Annotated in this window: 13 protein-coding genes; 7 read left to right on the forward strand and 6 right to left on the reverse strand. The window is 65.2% G+C overall.

Translation table 11 applies throughout. The annotated features are described in order from the left end of the window. Nucleotides 1–7: 7 nt before the first annotated feature. Genes ACK4SV_RS06665 through ACK4SV_RS06675 form a run of 3 tightly spaced genes read right to left on the reverse strand, consistent with a single transcriptional unit; the run spans nucleotide 8 to nucleotide 5,064 of the window. Nucleotides 8–3,139 (reverse strand): efflux RND transporter permease subunit, encoded by a 3,132-nt coding sequence (locus ACK4SV_RS06665; RefSeq protein ID WP_409917032.1) that lies wholly within the window; start codon nucleotides 3,137–3,139, stop codon nucleotides 8–10. A 21-nt stretch (nucleotides 3,140–3,160) separates the two neighbouring features. Next, a complete protein-coding gene (locus tag ACK4SV_RS06670; protein ID WP_409917033.1) occupies nucleotides 3,161–4,345 on the reverse strand; it encodes an efflux RND transporter periplasmic adaptor subunit in 1,185 nt (394 codons plus the stop codon). Further along, nucleotides 4,342–5,064, reverse strand: coding sequence for a TetR/AcrR family transcriptional regulator (locus ACK4SV_RS06675; protein ID WP_409917034.1), 723 nt, complete (start codon nucleotides 5,062–5,064; stop codon nucleotides 4,342–4,344). The genes ACK4SV_RS06670 and ACK4SV_RS06675 overlap by 4 nt, the downstream gene beginning before the upstream one ends. Before the next feature lie 133 nt (nucleotides 5,065–5,197). Here ACK4SV_RS06675 and ACK4SV_RS06680 point away from each other — a divergent pair, with 133 nt between their 5' ends. Continuing rightward, entirely contained in the window at nucleotides 5,198–5,827 is a 630-nt protein-coding gene (locus ACK4SV_RS06680) for a nitroreductase (protein WP_409917035.1), read from the forward strand. Here the strand turns inward: ACK4SV_RS06680 and queF are convergent, their stop codons facing one another. Both queF and ACK4SV_RS06690 read right to left on the reverse strand, forming a co-directional pair. Beyond that, nucleotides 5,828–6,295 carry a preQ(1) synthase gene (gene queF, locus ACK4SV_RS06685; RefSeq protein ID WP_409917036.1) on the reverse strand — a complete coding sequence of 156 codons (468 nt, stop codon included), beginning with the start codon at nucleotides 6,293–6,295 and terminating at the stop codon, nucleotides 5,828–5,830. Then, nucleotides 6,285–7,307 carry a calcium/sodium antiporter gene (locus ACK4SV_RS06690; protein ID WP_409917037.1) on the reverse strand — a complete coding sequence of 341 codons (1,023 nt, stop codon included), beginning with the start codon at nucleotides 7,305–7,307 and terminating at the stop codon, nucleotides 6,285–6,287. Before ACK4SV_RS06690 ends, queF begins: the two co-directional genes overlap by 11 nt. Before the next feature lie 173 nt (nucleotides 7,308–7,480). Here ACK4SV_RS06690 and ACK4SV_RS06695 point away from each other — a divergent pair, with 173 nt between their 5' ends. The 3 genes from ACK4SV_RS06695 to ACK4SV_RS06705 all read left to right on the forward strand — a co-directional run bounded on the left by ACK4SV_RS06695 (nucleotide 7,481) and on the right by ACK4SV_RS06705 (nucleotide 13,953). Beyond that, nucleotides 7,481–9,298: an autotransporter assembly complex protein TamA gene (locus ACK4SV_RS06695; protein ID WP_409917038.1), complete on the forward strand. Its 1,818-nt coding sequence runs from the start codon at nucleotides 7,481–7,483 to the stop codon at nucleotides 9,296–9,298. Further along, nucleotides 9,298–13,410: a translocation/assembly module TamB domain-containing protein gene (locus tag ACK4SV_RS06700; RefSeq protein ID WP_409917039.1), complete on the forward strand. Its 4,113-nt coding sequence runs from the start codon at nucleotides 9,298–9,300 to the stop codon at nucleotides 13,408–13,410. The genes ACK4SV_RS06695 and ACK4SV_RS06700 overlap by 1 nt, the downstream gene beginning before the upstream one ends. Before the next feature lie 159 nt (nucleotides 13,411–13,569). Beyond that, nucleotides 13,570–13,953 (forward strand): helix-turn-helix domain-containing protein, encoded by a 384-nt coding sequence (locus ACK4SV_RS06705; RefSeq protein WP_409917040.1) that lies wholly within the window; start codon nucleotides 13,570–13,572, stop codon nucleotides 13,951–13,953. Nucleotides 13,954–14,035: 82 nt separating this feature from the next. Here the strand turns inward: ACK4SV_RS06705 and ACK4SV_RS06710 are convergent, their stop codons facing one another. Beyond that, the gene (locus tag ACK4SV_RS06710) at nucleotides 14,036–14,755 is read right to left on the reverse strand and encodes a CAP domain-containing protein (protein WP_409917041.1); all 720 of its coding nucleotides are present in this window, start codon (nucleotides 14,753–14,755) and stop codon (nucleotides 14,036–14,038) included. A 203-nt stretch (nucleotides 14,756–14,958) separates the two neighbouring features. Between ACK4SV_RS06710 and ACK4SV_RS06715 the strand changes: the two genes are divergently transcribed. The 3 genes from ACK4SV_RS06715 (at nucleotide 14,959) to ACK4SV_RS06725 (ending at nucleotide 20,301) form a co-directional block, all read left to right on the forward strand. Beyond that, nucleotides 14,959–15,807 carry a prolyl hydroxylase family protein gene (locus tag ACK4SV_RS06715; RefSeq protein ID WP_409917042.1) on the forward strand — a complete coding sequence of 283 codons (849 nt, stop codon included), beginning with the start codon at nucleotides 14,959–14,961 and terminating at the stop codon, nucleotides 15,805–15,807. Nucleotides 15,808–15,993: 186 nt separating this feature from the next. Beyond that, nucleotides 15,994–17,568 (forward strand): hypothetical protein, encoded by a 1,575-nt coding sequence (locus tag ACK4SV_RS06720; RefSeq protein WP_409917043.1) that lies wholly within the window; start codon nucleotides 15,994–15,996, stop codon nucleotides 17,566–17,568. A gap of 90 nt (nucleotides 17,569–17,658) precedes the next feature. After that, nucleotides 17,659–20,301: a TonB-dependent receptor domain-containing protein gene (locus tag ACK4SV_RS06725; RefSeq protein WP_409917044.1), complete on the forward strand. Its 2,643-nt coding sequence runs from the start codon at nucleotides 17,659–17,661 to the stop codon at nucleotides 20,299–20,301. Nucleotides 20,302–20,532: the final 231 nt, after the last annotated feature.

Consider the following 20,532-nt stretch of genomic DNA (forward strand, 5'->3'; position numbering starts at 1 on the left):
GGGTGCCTCATTCCGCTGGGATAGCTGCGGGTGGCTGGGGCCTGTATCCGAAGATGCGGCGGACGGGCTTCAGCGTCATGATGCGGAAGATGGCCGGCGTAAAGTAGAGCGCCACGAGGGCCGAGCCGCCGACTCCGCCGGCAATCCCGGCGGCGAGCGGGAGCCAGAAGGCGTCGCCTGACAGCAGGATCGGCACGAAGCCGCCCATCGTGGTGAGGGTGGTGGCGACGATGTGCCGGGTCGCGTCCACGACGATATCGCGCTGGGCGATCACATCATCCGCCATCGCCGCCGGGCTCGCCCTCAGGAGGGAGAGGACAACGATGGAGCCGTTGATGGCGATGCCGAACAGGCCGAGGCTGCCGACGATGGCATTGAAGCCGAAAGGCAGGTTGAACAGCCAGACGCCGAAGAAGGCGTAGAAGACAGAAATGAGGCCCGAGGCGAGGATCAGGAACATCATGCGGAAGGAATTGAAGACCAGCATGATGGCGCCGGCCATCACCAGCATCAGCGGGATGCCGACCGCCGCAAGGTTGCCGACCGCTTCGCCGGAATTCTCCGCCTCGCCGCCGATCAGGAGGTCGTAACCGGGCGGGAGAGAGAAATCGCTTGCGGCGAGTCTTTCCTGGAACTGGGCAAGGCTCGGCGCGGGCAGCGTGAAGGGTTCGAGGAAGGCGAGGATCTGGTTGGTGCGCACGCCGTCGCGCCGGGAGATGATGGCGGTCTTGGGCAGGAGTTCCATGTCGCCGAGCGCGGCGATGGGTGTGCCGGAGACGCCGGCGCTGCCGCCAACCGTTTTTGACTGGAGGTCTGCAAGCGAGCGGCGGCGGGCATCGGAGGCGATGAAGCGTACGGGGAGTTCTTCAGTGCCTTCGAGGACAGAGCCGGCGGGCACGCCTTCGAGCTCCGAGCTGAGACTGGCGGCGAGTTCTGTCAGGCGGGAGCCTGCGATGGCGGTGGCGGCTTCATCGGCTTTCAGGCGCAGGACCGGCGCGCCGAGCTGGAGTGAGGCGACGGTGTAGGTGACGCCGGGCGTCTCGCCCAGCAGCGCGCGGACTTCCTTGCCGAGGCGGTTCAGGGTTTCAAGGTCCGGGCCGCGCAGGATGAGTTCGATGGGAGCGTCTGCGGGCGGGCCCTGCTCGAAGGGTAGCGCGAGGATGCGCGCCGAGGGGAATTCCGAGCGCAGGCGCGCCTGGACCTCGGCGACGATCTCGCGGGTGCGCCGGGTGGAGTCGAGTTGCACCCAGCCGGAGGCGAAACCCTCGACGCCGCGCGTTTCGTTGATGGCGTTGTAATAGACGCGAGGCGATGGCGCGCCGAGGACCCAGTTGACCGAACGGACGCCGGGAAAGGTGTTCAGCAGGTCTGTGGCGCGGCGGGCAGTCGCCTCGGTTTCGGAAAGGTCTGCCTCGCTCGGCAGGTTCATGACGATCTGGAACTGGTCGCGCTCGGTCGGCGGGAAGAATTGCTGGGGCAGCGTGCCGACAAGGTAGAGCCCGGCGATGGCGGGCGCGACCGCGATGAGGATGCCGAGCGGCGGGAAGCGCAGGGTCGCCTCGATGGTGGCGCGGTAGCCATCGGTGACGATGCCGAAGGACATGCCATCGCGCCACCAGCGGCGCGGGCGGCGGGCTTCGCCCCGCTCCCAGCCGCGCGTGCGGTCGAACCAGCCGGCCATGGCAGGCACGATGGTGATGGCCAGCACGAAGGACGAGACGATGGAGTAGATCACCGAAATGCCGATCATGCCGATGAACTCGCCGGCGGGACCCGGCAGCATCGCGATGGGCGCGAAGGCGAGCGCTGTCGTCAGCGTCGAGGCGGCAAGCGGCGCGAACAGGTGGCGCAGGCTCTTGTCGATGGCGTCATGCCGGCTCATCCCGCGCGCCCGGGCCTGGTCGAACTCATCGGTGACGACGATGGCGTTGTCGATCAGGAGGCCGAGCGAGATGACGAGGCCGGTGACCGACATCTGGTGCAGCGGATGGCCGAAGACATTGAACAGGATCAGCACAAGCCCGATGGTCAGCGGCATCGCCATGCCGACGACGATGGCGGCGCGCCAGCCCATCAGGAAGAACAGGACCGCGAAGACGATCAGGGCGGACATGGCGAGATTGCCGGCGAGGCCGTCGAGGCGCGAGGTGGTGTAGCTGCTCTGGTCGAAGACAATCTCGATGTTCAGCCCCGGCGGCGCATCGGCGCGGAAGTCTTCGACGATGTCCCGCGCGCGCCCGGCCCATTGATCCACGCGCTGCATCGGCGAGATGTACGCCGCCACGAGGACGGAAGGGTTGTTGTTGCGAAGGGCGCCGGTCACCGGGGGATCGAGGAAGCCCTTCTCGACAACGGCAATGTCGCCGACGCGGACGGCGGACCCATCCGGGCGCTGGAGCAGAGGCACATTGCGGATGCGCCGCGTGCCGGTGAATTCGCCTTCGACTTCGATGCCGACAGTGCCGCCATCGGTGCGAAGCCGCCCGGCGGGATTCTTGGAATCAGCCGCTTCCAGCAGACGCGCGGCCTGGGAAAGCGAGAGGCCCGCTGCCGAGAGCGCTTCGGGATCGGCGATGACGCGGATTTCTTCTTGCGGCATCCCGAAGGTCTGGGTGAGTTCTGTCGCGGGAAGGCGCTGAAACCGGTCCTGCAGGTCTAGCGCCATGCGGCGGATGACGGCGCGGGGCGGCGGTTCGCGCCCTTCCCATGTAAGGGCGACGACCAGCGTTGCGGCGCCGACATATTGGCGGGTCACGTCCGGCTGGGAGGTTCCGGGGGAAAAGGCCTGCCGTGCCTGCTCGACCTTCTGGCGCACCAGCGTCCAGGCGTCATCGACCTCAGCCGCGGAGAGGCCGGCATCAATGTCGATGATCGCCTGCACAACCCCGTTGCGCGCGGTGGTCTGCACTTCGCTGACTTCCGGCAGCTCCATGAGCGCCGCCTCGAGGGGCTCGGCAATCAGGGCTTCCATCCGCTCTGCATCGGCGCCCGGGAGCGTCACGACGATGCTGCCGAAACGCTCCACAAGGGTCGGGTCTTCCTGCCGGCCAAGGGTCATCAGCGCCCCTGCCCCGCCGAGGAAGATCACGAGGATGGCGAGGATCGTCAGCCGGGGGATGCGGAAGAAGAGGGTCTGCACGTGGGTCTCCGCTGCGCCGGGTCAGCCGCCATTCCCGGCAGAGGCGCTCTTGTCCTCATGCGGGATGATTTCGGCGCCCGGAACGATCCGGTGGAGGCCGTCAATGATGATCCGCTCGCCGGGCTCGACCGGGCCGCGCACGAAGACGCGGTCGCCGGCCGGATAGACGCTTTCAACAAGGCGCGGGCGGGCGCGCCATGTGCCGCCTTCCTCGACCGCGACATAGACCGTCCACAGGCCGCGATTGGCGCTGGTCATGGCTTTCAAGGGCACCCAGAAGCCGCGCTCGTCCATCTTCCGGGGCATGCGCAGGCGGACGATCGAGCCTGCGGGCACGCCGCTCGCTTCGTCAATGTCGAAGACGGCCCCGACCGTGCGCTGGGCAAGATCGACGACGCCGGTGAGGCTGCGCAGGCGGGCGGGGACTTCGCCGATGTCGCTGGCCAGCAGGTAGGTTTCGCCGGGCTTCAGGTTGACGGTTGCCCGGGCCGGGACGCCGATGCGGGCTTCAAGGTCGCCGGTCTCGACAAGTTCCAGAATGGTCTGGCCGGAGCCTGCAATGGCGCCTTCATCGGCAAAGCGGGCCGTGACCGTGCCGGCGAAGGGCGCGGTGATGCGGGCAAGGTCGATCTGTACCCGGAGGGTATCGGCCTGGGCGCGGGCCGAGTCGATGCGCGCGGCGGCGGTGTCGGCCTGGGCAGAGGCTTCATCGACGCGCTGCTGCGAGACATGGCCCTGCGCCATCAGGGTGCGTTGGCGCTGGGCGGTATCGAGGGCGAGGCGGTGCGCGGCGCGGGCTTCTTCGACGACCGCATTGGCAGAGGCAAGCTGGGCATTCAGGCTGCGCGTGTCGAGACGGGCAAGCGTGGCGCCGGGCTCGACCTTGTCACCGATCCGGACACTGATGGTTTCGATCCGTCCGCCAGTCTGGAAGCCAAGACGGCTGGTGCGGCGAGCTTCGGCGAGGCCGCTGTATAGCTCGTCCACCTCGATCATGTCGACATAGGCAATCTGCATCACATCGGCGCGCAGGGGTTCCGGCGCGCGCTCGGCGACGACCGGTCCGGTCGGGCTGCGCAGCAACAGGGCGCCGGACAGGAGCAGCGCGCCCGCTGAGCCGAGCAGGACAAGGAATATGAGTGCCCTGAACCATCCGGACTTGCGGGGCGGGCTGGCGGCTGCGTCAGTGTAGGCAGGATCAGTCATTGGTCTGGCCCGGATCTGGGTAAATGGCTTTGTTTCTGGGAGGATGGCACGCACAGGCCCGCGAACATGAGCTCTGTATGCAGACGGATGAAATCCGGCCGGGTGAGATCCGGATGCGGCGTCGGAAGCGCGGAGGGGAATCCCGGCAGCTGGATCAGCAGCATGGCGACACCGTGCATCGAGGCCCAGAGCGATTTGGCCGCTAGGAAGGGGTCTATGTCGGCGCGGAACATGCCGGTGGCCTGTCCCTCCTCGATCAGGCCGGCGATCACATGGAACGCCCTGCCTTTATGGCTGGCGCGGAAGACTTCCGGGTCCATGTCGCCGAAATGGCTGGCGAGGTCGATCCCCTCGAAGGCGAGGGTGTAGGAGAAGGCGGCCATGTAGTGGTGGGGCCGGGTGATCGCGGTTTCGATATATTTGCCGAAGGTGTGGCAGGCGCGCTCCCGGAAAGGCAGCGTGGTGTAGGCCGCTTCGTCGATGTCGCTCAGCAGGCACTCGAAGAAGGACTCCTTCAGCTCATCGACCAGTTCTTCCTTGGAGCCGAAGTATTTGTAGATCGCAGCCGGGGAATAGTCGATTTCCTCGGCGAGGCGGCGGATCGACAGTCCGGCCTCGCCCTCCTTTGCGAAGACCCGTTCGGCCGCGTCAAGGATCGCGGTGCGGACCTTCTGGCGCCGGCGCTCGGCCGGGCTGTCATCCGGGAGAATCTCTGACACGGGAACGCTGGCTCCAACCGCCGTTCAAAAAGTGAACGGTGTTCACGGAAATTAGTCCTGCGGGGCGGCGAAGGCAAGGCCGGCCGCCAAATTTACCTTTGCAGCCCCGCGCAGGAAGGATAACCCGGCAGGCGTGAACAAGCTCTTTCCCCCCGCCCCGCCCGCCGGGACGCCCCTTCTGGCCAGCCGGCCGGATTATGGTGTCCGCCAGTTCCTCGCCCTGCGGAAATCCGCCAACAAGCAGTTCCTCGGCGCGCCGGGGCCTTCGCCGGACGCGCTGGATGAACTCTTGTCGATCGCGGCCCGGGTGCCGGATCATCGCAAGCTCACTCCCTGGCGGTTCATCGTGTTTGAAGGGGCCGCCCGCGCGCAGGCAGGAGAGGCTTTTGCCGCGATCCTGAAAGCGCGGGGGCGCGAGGCCGAGGCGGCGGATGCGGCCGGGCTGCTGACGCGGGCGCCGGTGGTGGTAGCGGTTGTCTCCTCTCCGCGCGAGACGGGACGGACGCCGGCCTGGGAGCAGGAACTCTCAGCGGGGGCGGTCTGTTACAACCTGCTGCTGGCAGCGAATGCCTGCGGCTGGGGCGGTGTCTGGCTGACCGAATGGATTGCCTATGATCCGGATGTGGCCGACGCGCTGGGCCTCGCAACGGATGAGCGGATTGCCGGCTTCATCTATCTCGGAACGGCGATGGCTTCGCCGCAGGAACGGATCCGCGCCGACATGGCGCCCCTCGTGCGCCGCTGGGCGCCGCCGGAGCCCTGATCAGCCGCGCCCGCGATAGGACGCGACGCCGGTCTCCGGCACGTAGAGCCCTTCGGGGACAGGGCCGGATTGCCAGAACACGTCAATCGGGATGCCGCCGCGCGGATACCAGTAGCCGGAGATCCGCAGCCAGCTGGCCTCGGTGAAGGCATGGATTCGCTTGCCGATGCTGACGGTGCAATCTTCATGGAAGGCGCCGTGATTGCGGAAGCTGGTGAGGTAGAGTTTCAGGCTCTTGCTCTCCACGAGCCAGGCGGCGGGGGCATAGTCGATGACCAGATGGGCAAAGTCGGGCTGGCCGGTGACCGGGCAGAGCGACGTGAATTCCGGGGCGACGAAGCGGGTGAGGTAGAGCGTATCGGGGTGCGGATTGGGCACGCGCTCGAGCTGCGCTTCCTCCGGGCTTGCCGGGATGGCGCTTGCCTGTCCAAGCTGGCCGAGGCCCTGATAGATCGGGTTATCCGCCATACGCAAATCCTCCCGGTGCGGGGACGAGACCGAAGATCAGCCCCATGTACAGGACGTAGGCGCCGAGGAGAATGCCGCCCTCCCAGCGCGAGAGGCGGCGGCCCGTGAAGGCGAACAGGACCAGCAGCAGCACGGAGAGGATGAGTGTGCTGATGTCGGTCATCGAGACAAGGCTGACCGGTTCGCCGCGCGCCAAGCCTTCAGCGGCCGGGCTCCCGCGCACGCTGAAGGGGTAGACCATAGCCGTGACCCCGATGATGCCGAGGATGTTGAAGATGTTCGAGCCGATGATGTTCCCGATTGCGACATCCGCCTTGCGGCGCAGGGCGGCCACGATGGAGGTGGCAAGTTCCGGCAGGCTGGTGCCGATGGCGACAATGGTGAGGCCGATCACGGTCTCGCTGATGCCGAAGGATCGCGCAAGCGAGACCGAACCGGTGACCAGGAAGTTCGCGCCCGCGACCACGCCGATCAGCCCGGCCAGTGCAATCGTGAGCCCGAGGAAAAGCCCGTAATTGGCTTCGACCGTTTCGCCTTCATGCTCGTGCATCTCGGCGGCCGGGTCATCCCGCCTGCGGTCTGCAATTATGGAAAAGGCCAGGTAGGCTGCCAGCAGGACGACCAGCGCAATGCCGACCGGGCGGGAGAACTGGTCGAACCACAGGAGCGCACAGAACAATACGGTGACCGCGATCATGAAGCTGCCATCCCGGGCGATGGCCCGGGGCTGGACGAGGATCGGTGAGAGAATCGCCGCAACGCCGAGTACGAGCAGGATGTTGGCGACGTTGGAGCCGATGACATTGCCGACCGAGATGCCGACCGCGCCCTTGGAGACTGCCTCGAGGCTCGTGACGAGTTCCGGCACCGAGGTCCCGAAGCCGACCAGGGTGAGGCCGATCACCAGTTCGGAGATGCCGAGGCGTCGCGCGACACTGACCGAACCGCGGACAAGCGCCTCCCCGCCAGCGAAGAGCAGCAGCAACCCGCCGGCAATCATCAGATACATCATTTTGTGGTTTTCCCGCTTTGCCGCGCCTTTATAGGCGGCTGAGCACCCCGGTTACAATCCGTGCCAGCAGCCCTCCAGAAGCGGCTAACAGCAGGCCTTTCATGCTTCGTTTAGGATAACTGGGCCACTTCTTGCAGAGCATCGAGGCAGCAGAATGCTGAAATGACAGAGAGATGAAACCGGGCCCGCTGAACCCCGCCCTGATCCGGCTGAGGCCGATGGCCAGCGCCTGCGCCCTTGGCGCGCTGACGGCGTGTGCCTCGTTTGGCGGTGGCCCTTCGGATTCCGGCGAAGTCAGCACATCAAATGGGGCCTACAGGTTGAGCGGAATGCCGCCGCAGCTGGCGCCTCGCGCCTCGGCCCTTTTGAACCGCGACGATCCGGCCCCGCGCAGCGTGCTGGAACTGCGCAACCGGGCCCAGACGGCGGCGCGAACGGTCGAGGAGTTTCTCGCCTCCGAGGGGTATCTGGCCGCCGAAGCGGTTCCGGAAGACATCACGAGCCTTGACCGGCCGCCGCTGCTGCGAGTCGAGACGGGACCGATGTTCCGGATTGCATCGGCTGAAATCGCCGGCATTGACGCGGTGGATGCCGAGACACAGCGCGGGCTGAGGCAGGCTGCCGCCTCGCTGCCTGCCGGCAGCCCGGTGCGGGCGAGCGAGATCGAGCGAATCGAATCGGAACTGGTCGCGATCTTGCTGCGCAACGGGTATGCCTTTGCGACGAGCCCGGGGATCGACGCGCTGGCCTCGCGGACCGACGCCGATGTCGAGATCACCTATATGCTTGTGCCGGGCCCGCAGGTGCGGCTGGGCGAACTGATTGCTTCCGGGCCCGAGACCGAGCGCGAGCAGCGCACCGTCCGGGTGCTCCGAACCTGGCGGCCCGGCGACCTTTATTCCCCGCGCACGATTGACCGGCTGCGATCGCGGCTCAGGTCCACGGGTCTCTATGAAGGGATCGGTGTCGAGATTGCGGCTGAACCGGACGCGAACGGGCTGCATGATGTGACGGTAACGCTCGCTGAGGCGAAGGCGCGGACATTCGGGGCGGGTGTGTCGGCCTCCACGACCGAAGGCATCGGTGCGGATGCCTTCTGGGAACGGCGCAACATCACCGGGCGCGGCGACAAGGTCTCGGTGAGGGCGACAGCCGCGACGCTGCGGCGCGAACTGGTGACGGAATATGAACGGCCAAATATCGGCCGGTTCGGACGGACCCTGACGGCGGAGGCCGGGGTCCGCGAGATTGAGACCCAGGCCTTCGACTTGCTGGGCCTGAAGGTCGGCGCCGCGCTGGCGCAGCCTTTTTCCAGGCAGCTTCTGGTTTCCGTTGGCGCAGCAGTGGATGCAACGCGCACGACCGACCAGCGCACACGCCTCTTCCTCGGCGAGCGCGACCAGCTGACCTTTGCTGTGCCGGTATCTGCCACCTACACCGATGTGGACAATGCGCTGGACCCGCAATCGGGCATTCGCGGTTTTGCAGGCGTCGAGAGCGGCATCTCGCTCGGCAGCGGCACGCCGGGCTATACGCGGATGCAGGTCTCGGCCTCGACCTACCGGGAAATTGCCGACGGGCTGGTGCTGGCCGTGCGCGCTGAATATGGTGCCTTCTCGGGCTCCTCGGCGGTGCCGGCGGACCGGTTGTTCTTTGCTGGCGGCGGCGGCACCGTGCGCGGGTATGAATACCAGAGCCTGTCACCGCGCGATCCCACCGGCGTGCTGATCGGCGGGCGGGGACTGTTCTCCACTTCGGCAGAGCTGCGCTGGCGCCGGTCAGAGCGGTTTGGCTATGCCGCGTTCGTTGACGCGGGTGCAGCCAGCGATGATGCCGGCAATGTCTTTGCAGAGAGCAAGGCAGCCATTGGCCTTGGTGTGCGTTATTATCCGGGCTTCGGGCCAATCCGGTTCGATATCGCTGCGCCCCTGCAGCGCCGGGAAGGAGACGCGCCGGTGCAGATCTATGTCTCGATCGGGCAGGCCTTCTGATGGAGACGCCTGCCCCTCCCCGCAGCTGGCTGCGGCGGCATCCCTGGCTGACGGGCGCACTGGTCGCCGTCGCGGGCCTTGCGGGGCTTGCCGCTGCGGTGCGGGTATGGATCACGACCGATAGCGGGCGGGACTTCATCGTCTCCCGCATCAACGGCACGGATATCGCGGGGTACGGACGCATCCGGATCTACGCGCTGACGGGCGATCCCCTGTCCTCCATGGCTATCGCCAAACTCTCCATCGAACAGGAAGACGGCGCCTGGATCGAGGCGCAGGATTTGCGGCTGACCTGGTCGCCGATGGGCCTGCTGACGCGGTCTGTGCAGGTTTCGGAAATAAGGGCGCGTCGGATTGATGTCCTCTCCCGCCCGGTGCGCGAGGACCGGCCGGAGCCTTCCTCTGGTGGGGGCAGCTGGCAGATCCAGCTGACTTCGCTTTCGGTGGGCGAACTGGTGCTCGCCGATGATGTTGCCGGGCCGCGATCTTCCTCGGAGATCAGCGCGCGGTTCGTGCAGGCGCATAACGGCTCGCTGGACGCGGCGCTGCGGCTGCGCCCTATTGAAGGGCGCGGGGACCGGGTGGACCTGCTGGTCGTGATGACTGCCTCGCGGCGGTTTGATGTGACGGTGATTGCGGATGCGCCGGCGGGCGGGTTCTTCTCGCACCTGCTGGAGCTGCCGGAAGGCTCTGCGGGGCGGCTGGAAGCCAGCGGCGGCGGGGATCTGCGCAACGGCGTGGCAGAGGCCCGTTTCCTGGTTGACCGGCAGGACATGCTCTCCCTGTCCGGCAAGATCGAGGAAGGTGTGCTGAACACCGCCGCACGCCTCAACGCGGCCGGCCTGCCCCTCCCCGCCAACATCGCGGCGTTCCTGGGGGATGAAGCCGAAGCGGCCCTGATGGCTGACCTGAATGCGCGGAATGTGCCGTTCGAGTTCGTTGCGCTTGTCGAGGAAGGCGAGGTCCGGTTGTCGGGCACCGCCGATACCGAGCGGCGCGAACTGGTGGGCCCGGCTTCGGTCTGGCTGGACCTTGCCTCGCTGGAGCCTTTCTGGACGGACGGGGCCGGCTTGCACCTGGATGGCCAGCTCAGCCATACGCGGGCCGGGACGGATTATGCGGGCCTCCTGCGGCTGATCCCTGCGGAGACCTCGCCGCTTCCCTTCGAGGCCGCGGCCGGGCAGGTCTCGGTCAGCTACCGGGATGGCAGCCTGCCCTTTGAAGGGGAGCTGGACCTCTTCGGGCCGTTTGCGCTCGGCGAGCAGGTGGATGCGGCCCTTGGACGGACGCCTCGGTTGGTGATGCGCGGGCGTTTCGAGACAGGAACCAGTGAAGTCATCCTCGATACAGCCAGGCTCGAACATCAGACCGGCTCGCTCACCCTGAATGGCCGGGTCGCGGTGGCTGAGCAGAGGCTGTCGCTGTCGGGCCGGGCGCGCCAGTCGATTGCGGCTTTTGTGCCCGGATTTGGCGGCGCGGCTGAAGGACTTGTTTCGCTGGAAGGCTCATTCAATGCCCTCGCGGCCTCCGTGGCGCTGAACCTGCGCGGCGTGTCGGGGCCGGACGCGCTGGAGCCGGTGATCGCCGGCAATGGTCAGCTGGCGGGCAGTGTGCGCATCGCCGGCGGCGAGGTGACGACCAGTGGCCTGCGGTTGCGTCTTCCGGGAGCGGAAGCGTCTGTCACCGGCCAGCTTGCCGGGCAGAGCGGCCTTGCGCTGGACCTGACCGCGACGCAGACCGCGAACCTTGAGACCTCCGGCGCCAGCGTCTCACTCGGTGAGATCACAGCGCAGCTGAGCCGTCCGGGCGACGCTCTTCTGATTACGGCTTCGAGCAGCGACGGCGCTCTGCAGTACGGCTCGGATGTGGTCAGCAATGTCCGCGTGTCGGCGCGGCTGGAGCAGCGCGGCGACACCATTACGGGGCCGGTGCGCGTCGGCGGGCGCTATGAGGGCGAGCGGGTCGAGATTTCTGCAATTCTGGACCGGCGCGAGGGCGCAACGGGAATTTCCGATATTGCCGGTTTTTTTGCCGGGCTGAGGATCGCCGGAGAGGCGGATATCCGCGATGCGGGCGGCCTGACCCTGGATGCGCGCCTGACCGGCGAAGACCTGAACTATGCCGGGTCGAGCGCGAGCAGCCTTTCCGTTGAGGCTGCCGTGCGCCAGATCCCCGGCGAGGCGATCAGTGTACGCCTTGACGCGGATGTCCGCGATACGGTGCTGGCGGGCGGTACCCGGATCGGCCGGATCAGCGGGAATGTCCGCACCGTCAATGGCGGCTACACCTATGCGGCCAGGATCGAAGATGGCAGCCGCGACCGGCTGGCAGATGTGCGCCTGTCGGGCACCGCGCGGCTTGACGGGGATGTTCCGGAAGGAACGCTCCGGCTCTCCGGCCGGGTGTTCGGACAAGCCATCGAGACCCGCCGGGATGCGGTCTGGCGGCTTGGCGATGTGCCCGAGTTCAATGCCGATGTCGGCGTGCTGGGCGGCGGGCTGACCGCGCGGCTTGGCCTTGTGCAGCGTGAGCCGGAATTCACTTTCGGGCTCGATAATGTGGACGCAGGCCCCCTGCTCTCCCTCTACCGGGTGCCGGTGTCGTCTGCGCGGATCAATGGCGAGGGCCGGTTCCGGCCTTTCGGAACGAACCCTTCGGGCCGTTTCGATATCCGCACCAGCAGCCCGGTGACCGGCCTCGATGGTGCCATCAGCCTGGACGTGAACGGAACGCTCGACGCGGCGGCGCTGCGGCTCGGCGGGAGCGCGGGCTATGGGCCGACGCTCGGAGGCACGTTCACGGCGGTGCTGCCTGTCACCGCCAGGGAGGACATCCTTGTGGCGCTGAACCGCGAGGCTCCCTTGCAGGGCAACGGGCAGTTTGCGGGCGACCTTGCGGCCATCCGGCTGATCACGCTGGCCTATGGGCACGATATTGGCGGGCGCCTGGAGTCGCGCTTCACGCTCAACGGCTCGCTTGATGCCCCGAATATCGACGGCACAGCCAGCCTGCGCGACGGCGTCTACGAATACGGCGCAATGGGGCTGAACCTGAACCGGATCACGATGGATGCGGCGCTGCGGAATGGCGCGCTATCGGTTGATGCCAATGGTGCGGGCGCCGAGGGGGGCAGCCTGACCGCAAGCGGCCGTATGGGCGGCGCTACCGAGGAGCGCATTGACCTGCGGCTGAGCCGGCTGCTCGTTTATGACCGCAACCGTGACCGGGTCCGGCTGTCGGGCAATGCGGCGCTGCGCGATACAGCCGATGCCCGGCTTGTGACCGGCGCGCTGACTATCGACGAAGCAGCCTTCTCGCTCGACAACCTGCCCGGCCCTTCCGTCCGTACCCTGAATGTTCGGTGGAAAGAGGACATAACCGAGGAGGAAGCAGTCCCGGTCCTCGAAAAGCCCATCCGGTTCGATCTGAGCGTCGCGTCCGACCGGCGGATCTTTATCAGCGGACGTGGCCTCGACAGCGAATGGGGCGTGCAGCTTGCCGTGACGGGCAGCCCCGCAGCGCCGCTGTTGAACGGACGGGCGACGCTTGTGCGCGGGGAACTCGAACTCGCGCGCAGGCCCTTCGTGTTCGATTCTGGACAGCTGACATTTGACGGGCCGCTGGATACCGCGCGCATTGCGATCAGCGCCGAGCGGCAGGTGAACGGGTTCACCGCGCGGGTGGACCTGAGCGGGCCGCCCGCACAGCCGCGAATCGACCTGTCGAGCCGGCCGGACCTTCCGCCGGATGAGATCCTCTCGCGAATGTTGTTCGGGCGCTCGGTGATGGACCTTTCGCCGCTGGAGGCTGCAGAGCTTGCCGGGTCGATTGCCCGGCTCAGCGGGCAGCGCCCGATTCTCGATCCGCTGGGGGGACTGCAGGCCGGGCTGGGCCTCGACCGGCTTCGCGTCGGGATGGATGAGGACGGGCAGACGGAAATCGGCGTCGGGCAGTACCTTGCTCCGGACGTCTATCTCGAGGTGACGAGCGCCGGAGCGGCCGGAAATTCAGTGGAGGTTGAATGGCAGCCGCGTCCGCAGCTGTCGGTGACCTCGGAAGCGCGCTCGACCGGCGAGACACGGCTCTCCATCCGCTGGAAGAGAGACTATTGATACTATAGGGATTTTCTATCGGCGCGCGTGCTGGCAGCGCCTGATGCAAGCACGCAACTGTAAAACCACGCCGGCCTTGTGTTTCAGAAACTTGATAACCCCCAAGGTTGCTTACACAGGATGTGTTTTGCACGATGCTGAAAACCTAAAGGTGTAGATATGGTACAAGACGAAATCAGGGCAGCCGGTTCCCGCTCGCCCACCAGGGTTGATCAGCTGGTCGGTGAGAAAATCCGCGAACTTCGTGTGGCGCAGAACCTGACCCTTTCGGAACTCGGCCAGGAACTGGGCATCAGCCATCAGCAACTGCAGAAGTATGAGACAGGCACCAACCGCCTCAGCGCCGGGATGCTGTCGAATGTCGCGCGTGCCCTGAGGGTGCCGATTTCGGAGCTGTTCCAGTCATCGGAAGCCGGCGGCAACGATAAGCGCGATCCGGTGAGCGAAGCGCGGGCACGCTGCCATGCGCTGATCGACCGCACCAATTCCGTGCCGAAGCTGGAAGCCATGGCGAAGGTGCTGCGGGCGCTGTCGACCGACTGAGGATTGTCCCGTCCGGGGTGCGACTCAAAAAAGGCCGGTGCACTGCGCCGGCCTTTTCGATTCTCAGCGCCCGGATCCGGGCTCAATCGAGCCGGACAAAGGGCCCGCGAAGGGTGTAGACGTCCTGGCCGACGGCGACGTCGAGATTGAGATAGCCTTCCACCGCCTTGCCCCGGCCATCGCGCAGCCGATCTCCGCTGCCCCGCAGCAGGAGCGCGCCGTCGGGAGCATTGACCGACCAGCTGACCGGGACCATCCGGGCGCCGGTCAGCGCTGTGCGGAGGGCTGGTGCAGAGCCAGCCTGAACCGGCAGGGGTTCGGTCAGCGCGCCGTCAACCCGGGCGAAAAGCTGGACCACATAGATGCGGCCATCCTGTTCGACCGAGCCGATGCCGGAATGGCTGAAGCCCGCCCGGCGAACATTGGCAGCATTGTCAGCCGATTGCATCATGGCCGCGTGAAGCTGGTCCGCCGATGCCCCTGCCCCGGCGATCAGGATATTGGCGCCGAATGCACTGTATAGGGATTGCCGGTCTTCCTGGCGGACGAGATCCAGCAGCGAATCGCCTTCAGGTGTGACGTCGGCGGCGTAGGCGCGCTCTGCCATGTCCCGGGCGTGGCGCGCGGCAATCTCCGCCAGCACAGGATGCGACTCGAGGGATGACAGTCCCTCGTGAGCGCGGGCTGAGTCGATCCTCGTGGTCAACGCGGTCTCGAGCGCTGAGACAGAGGGTTCAGGCCGGGTTTCGGCGGCCTGCGCCTGCGTATCCGGACAGGATTGGGCGAGAGACACAGAAGGCATCGCAACCGCCAATGCCAGGAGTGCCATTATCTTGGATGCTTTGGTTAACATAACTGTCACAATAGCATCATGACAAATATGTGTCGAGTAGATACATATTTTTGGCTCTTTCATTGAGCCTTGGAAGGCTGCCTCCGCGCACACGGGGCGTCATCCGGTTGTCACATCTGTTGCCTACGCCCTTCAGCGAAGGAAGAGGTGTGATGAAGATGCCTGCCGTGAATGACGAATGGATGACTTTCACCTGGGTGCGCCTGCGCGCAGGGGTCGAGCCGCATGAGGTTCGCCGGCAATTGCTGCAGCATGGATTTGCCGAAGACGGCATCCGTGCCCTGATGCAGGAAGCCTATGGGGGCCGCCGGCCGGTGTCGGATGTGGACCATCTGGCACTGGCGAATGCGCCGGTCACGCGGCGCGCCCTGACCCACCCTGCCCTGCGCCGGGTGCCGGTGAACAAGGCGCAGCTCTATGTTTGGCCCGGTTTCCTGGCGCCGGAGACCTGCGACGCGCTGATTGCCCTGACGGATGAACGCCTGCGCAAGTCTGATACGACCGATGCCTTTGCAGATCCGAAGATCCGGACATCCAGATCCTCGGATATCGGATGCCTTGGCCATAACCTCGTCATGCAGCTGGACGAGCTGATTGCGGAGGCCATCGGAATTCACTGGTCATATTCCGATGCGACGCAGACCCAGCGCTATGATGTCGATCAGGAATACAAGGCGCACTATGACTATTTCACACCCGGCACGCGCGATTATCAGGTCCATTGCCAATATACGGGCCAGCGCACCTGGACCTTCATGATCTATCTCAATGATGTCGAAGAAGGCGGCGGCACGCGCTTCCGCCGGCTTGAGAAGACCATCATGCCCGAAAAGGGCAAGGCTGTGATCTGGAACAATCTGAACCCGGACGGAAGCGTTAATCCGTACACGATCCATCACGGCATGAAGGTCCGCAAGGGCGTTAAGTATGTCATCACGAAATGGTTCCGTGAACGTGGATGGGGTGACATGTTCCCCCTGGAATACTCCAATAATCTGTAGTGTGACTATTTCGCTACGGAGTCTGAACCAGAGTTAACTGTTCATCGAACTGTCACGCAACCTTCCTGCAAGTGTTGCAAATCGCCCCTAAGGCTCCGATCCGCGGGCAGGCGGATGTCATCGTCTGGCGAGCGGGACGGCAGGGGCCGTCCGCGCGCCCGCTCAGGGTTCACGACGGAGACTTTCATGACCTCGAACAAATTCCGCGCGGTGCTGTTGGGCTGTGCAGCAGTTGCACTGCTGGGCGCTTGCACCGGCGCCGACGGCGTTGCTTCACCGGGCGTTGGTGCCTTCGTTCCGCCGCCTGCCCCGCCGCCGGCTCCTCCGGCGCCGCCCCCGCCGGGTCCGCCGGCCCCGCCGACAGGTGGTCCGGCTGCTGATTGCCCTGCTGGCTTCGCAAACGTCGGCACCATTTCCAATCGCCGCATCTGCCAGCTGCCGCAGACGATCACCGGCGCGCTCGTCGTTCCGGAGCGTGAGGGCACGATCTACTCCGTTTCGGGCCAGACCCGCGTCGGCATCGACCTTGGCCCCGACGCAACTTCGCCCCTTCCTGGCGGTGCGCAAGGCATCCTGACCATCGAACCGGGCGTGACGATCTTCGGCAGCGCCGGCCTCGACTACCTGCTCGTCAATCGCGGCTCGCTGATCTTTGCGGAAGGCACGCCCGAGAAGCCGATCATCATGACCAGCCGCCAGAGCGTCGCCGGCACGACGAACGAGAACTCGATCGGCCAGTGGGGCGGTCTTGTGATCAACGGCCGCGCCCCGACGCGCGATGGCTGCCCGGCCGGCGTGACCTCGCTTCCGAACATCGCCTGCGAAGCGCAGGTGGAAGGCTCCAACGCATTCTACGGCGGTATCTCTCCGGCGGACAACAGCGGCCGGATCCAGTACCTCCGCGTGATGTATTCTGGCTTCGAAATCGCCCCGAACAACGAATTGAACGGCATCACCCTCGCCGGCGTGGGTCACGGGACGACGTTCGAATACGTCCAGGTCCACAACAGCTCGGACGATGGTATCGAGATCTTCGGCGGTAACGTGAACCTCAAATACATCGTCATCACCGGCAGCGATGACGACCAGTTCGACACCGACTCCGGCTGGCGCGGCGCTGCCCAGTTCGGCATCGCCTATCAGCGCACCGCTGGTGGCGATTACGGCTTCGAAACCAGCAACCGGCCGTCAACCACCACGAACAACCTGCTGGCAACCCGCCCGGTCTATGCCAACTGGACGATCGTTCAGCGCACCACACTGACTGCTGCTGGCCAGCGCCGGGCTGGCATCGTGCACAATACCGGCCATGTCGGCCAGGTGTTCAACTCGGTGGTCACAGCAAACAATGGGGTCCAGTGTCTCCAGGTGGCCAACGCGGACACGCTGAACAACCCGAACAATTTCGGGGGCAATGGTCCGGTGTTCCGCTCGGTCTTCATGTCCTGCGATGGCGGGGCTGTGCTCGGCTCGGGCGGCGTGACCAATGCTCAGGTTGACTCAATCCTGGATGTGGCCGGCTCGAACAATGTCAAGGCTGGCACCTCGACGCTGATCAACGGTTTCATCAACGGCGCCAATGAGAACGCAGTGCCGGCGACGAACATCCTTGCCCTGCCGCAAAGCGCTTCCCCGAACGCCCTGCCGGCTTCGATCGCCAGCTATCTGACGCCCGTCGATTATATCGGCGCCGTCCGGGATGCGAACGACACCTGGTACCAGGGCTGGACCTGCGGCCTGCCGACCACACCGGCCTGCTGATCCGCCGGCTGACAATTGCGGGGAGGCAGCCGGTGGCCGCCTCCCCGATCTGCCATATCGAGACGACGCATCCTTTCGGGACCCAGATCCATGACCTTCCCCTCTCTGTCATTGCGGGCACTGCTTGTGGCTTCCACAGCCTTGCTGGCCCCCTCTCTCGCCTATTCCCAGGAGCCGGCTGATAGCGAGGCTGAAACCGCTGACGCCGGCCTGACGCTGAACGAAGTTGTCGTGCTCGGCCGCTTCATCCCGGAAGTGCTGCGCAGCACTTCTGAAGTTGCTGCCTTCCTCGGGCCGGAAGACCTGGCCCGTCAGGGCGATTCCGACGCGGCCGCCGCCCTGGCGCGCGTGACCGGCCTCAGCATCGCGCAGGGCAAGTTTGTTTATGTGCGCGGCCTTGGCGAGCGCTATTCTGCTGCGCGCCTCAATGGTTCGCCGCTGCCGAGCCCCGAGCCACTGCAGCGGGTTGTTCCGCTCGACCTGTTCCCGACGAAGATCCTTGAGAACGTCCTTGTCCAGAAGACCTATTCGGTCGAATATCCGGGTGAGTTCGGCGGCGGGATCATCGACCTGCGCACGCTCAACGTGCCGAATGAAAACTTCCTGACGGTCAGCGTCGGCGGCAGCTACAATACCGAGACGACCGGCCAGTCCGGCCTGACGCATTATGGTTCGCAGACGGATGGTCTCGGCTTCGACAATGGCGCGCGCAAGCTCCCTGCTCCGGTCCGCCGGGCGATGACCACGGGACAGCGCATCCAGTCGCCCACCTTCACGGATGAAGAACTGGTGCATATGGGCCAGGCCTTCACCAATGCCCCGCTGCGCCTGCTCCAGCGCAATGACAGTATCCCCGCTGATGGCAGTGCCTCGATCTCCGGCGGGCGCAAGTTCGACTTCGGCGGGTTCGACCTCGGCGTGATCGCCGTGCTGGGCTACAGCAATGGCTGGCAGACCCGGAATGGCCGGTCCGAAGACGGCGTGCTCGAGGGTGGCGTTGTTGCTCCAGAGAGCTTCTATGACTACGTCCAGACCGATCACAAGATTGGCTGGGATGGCCTGTTCGGCCTCGGTCTCGACTTTGGCGATGACCGAATCGACTGGACGAACCTCTATGTCCGCCGCACCACCAAGCTGACCTTCGCACGCGAAGGTTTCGACGGCCTGCGGGCTGCCGATGTGCGCGACGAGCGGACGGGCTGGTATGAGCGTGAGCTGATGAGCACCCAGCTCAACGGCCGCCATTTCCGCGGTCCGTGGACCCTCGACTGGCGCACGGCCCTGTCGCAGACGAAGCGTGATGCGCCGTATGAAATGAACACTCGGTTTGGCTTCAACCCGCTGGTCGGGCGCTATACCTATCCGGGCGGCAATTCCGACAACAGCATCAGCTTCAGCTATCTGGACGAGAAGGTCTATGGCGGCGCGGTCGATGTGAAATATGTGCAGCCACTCTCGGCCCTGCGCGACATCGAATACTCCGCCGGTATCGAAGCCCAGAAGAGCGAGCGGTCTGCACAGACCCGGATCTTCGGCTTCATCAACAACAGCGGCGACCCGTCGCTGAACTTCCTGGTCTTCCAGCAGCGGCCGGACTTCCTGTTTGCCAATTTCAACATCAATCCTGACCAGTTCATGCTGCGCGAAGTGACACCTTCGGGCGGGGCTTCGGCGCATAATGCGGAGCTGGAAGTGCTGGGCGTGTATGGCAAGGTCGATGCCGAGATCATGCCGCTCGTTCGGGCTGCCTTCGGGGTTCGTTTCGAGGATGCGACGCAGCGGGTCGTGCCGCTGAACATCATCTCGAGCGAGGGTGTGCCGGAGGCGCCGCCCGAGAAGGAAGAGCAATACTTCCTGCCGGCGGCAACGCTGACCTGGAACTTCGCGGAAGACCAGCAGCTGCGTCTTGGTGCTTCGAAGAGCATCGGGCGTCCCCAGTTCCGGGAGTTGGCCGAACAGCAATTCTTCGATCCGGACAGCAACCGGACTTTCATCGGAAACCCGTACCTGACGGATACGGAGTTCCTGAACCTTGATGCCCGGTATGAGCGCTATTTCGACCGGGGACAGGCCTTCACCCTCGGTGTGTTCTACAAACAGATCGACCGTCCGGTGGAAGCGGTCGTGACCACCCAGAGCGCGTCGGTGTTCCAGACCTTCCTGAATGCCCCGAAGGCGGACCTCTGGGGCGCTGAAGTCGAGTTCAAGAAGGTCTTCGAAACCCCCTTCGCAAGCGCCGGCTCGTTCTTCGATACGAAGGACCTGTTCGTGCAGGCGAACTACACCTACTCGGACTCCAAAATACGGGTCAGTGAAGGCGATCAGGTTTTCCCGCTGCAGGCACGGGGCCAGCCGCGGAATGCGACGGACTTCTTCATCGATGGCGAACGGCTGACCGGCCAGTCCCAGCATCTGGCTAACCTGCAGCTTGGCTGGCAGGACGAGACCAACCGGTCTCAGGCGACCCTGCTCATCAACTATGCGAGCGAGCGGACCACAGGCCGGGCCCCCGGCAACCTGCCGGACTTCATCGATGAACCGGGAACAGGTGTGGACATTGTCTACAAGAAGGGGTTCACGCTCGGTGGCCGGGATTTCGGCTTTGACTTCAAGGCCCAGAATCTTCTCGGAAACGAGTTCAGCGAAACCCAGTCGGGCTTTGGCGGGTCGATCGACGTCAACCGGTACGATTTGGGAACGACCTTCTCAATCGGCCTCAGCGCCAACTTCTGATAAAGGCCGATCCTTGCAGGTTCCCTGAATTTGTAGGTCAATACGGCACGGGCGGGCTATTCTGGCGCGCCCGTGCCTTTCGCCTTTCACGGGTAGGGCCTTGCCAAACCGTTGCAGCCGGGACACGCTCCAACTGAACTGGCGGAATACCCTCCGGGCGGGCGCTGAACGTCTCGTAACTGTCGCATTCATATGCTTAAGCATGGAAGAAACTTGGTAAAAAGGCGCACC

This window comes from Hyphomonas sp., from assembly GCF_046313735.1.
Classification (GTDB): domain Bacteria; phylum Pseudomonadota; class Alphaproteobacteria; order Caulobacterales; family Hyphomonadaceae; genus Hyphomonas.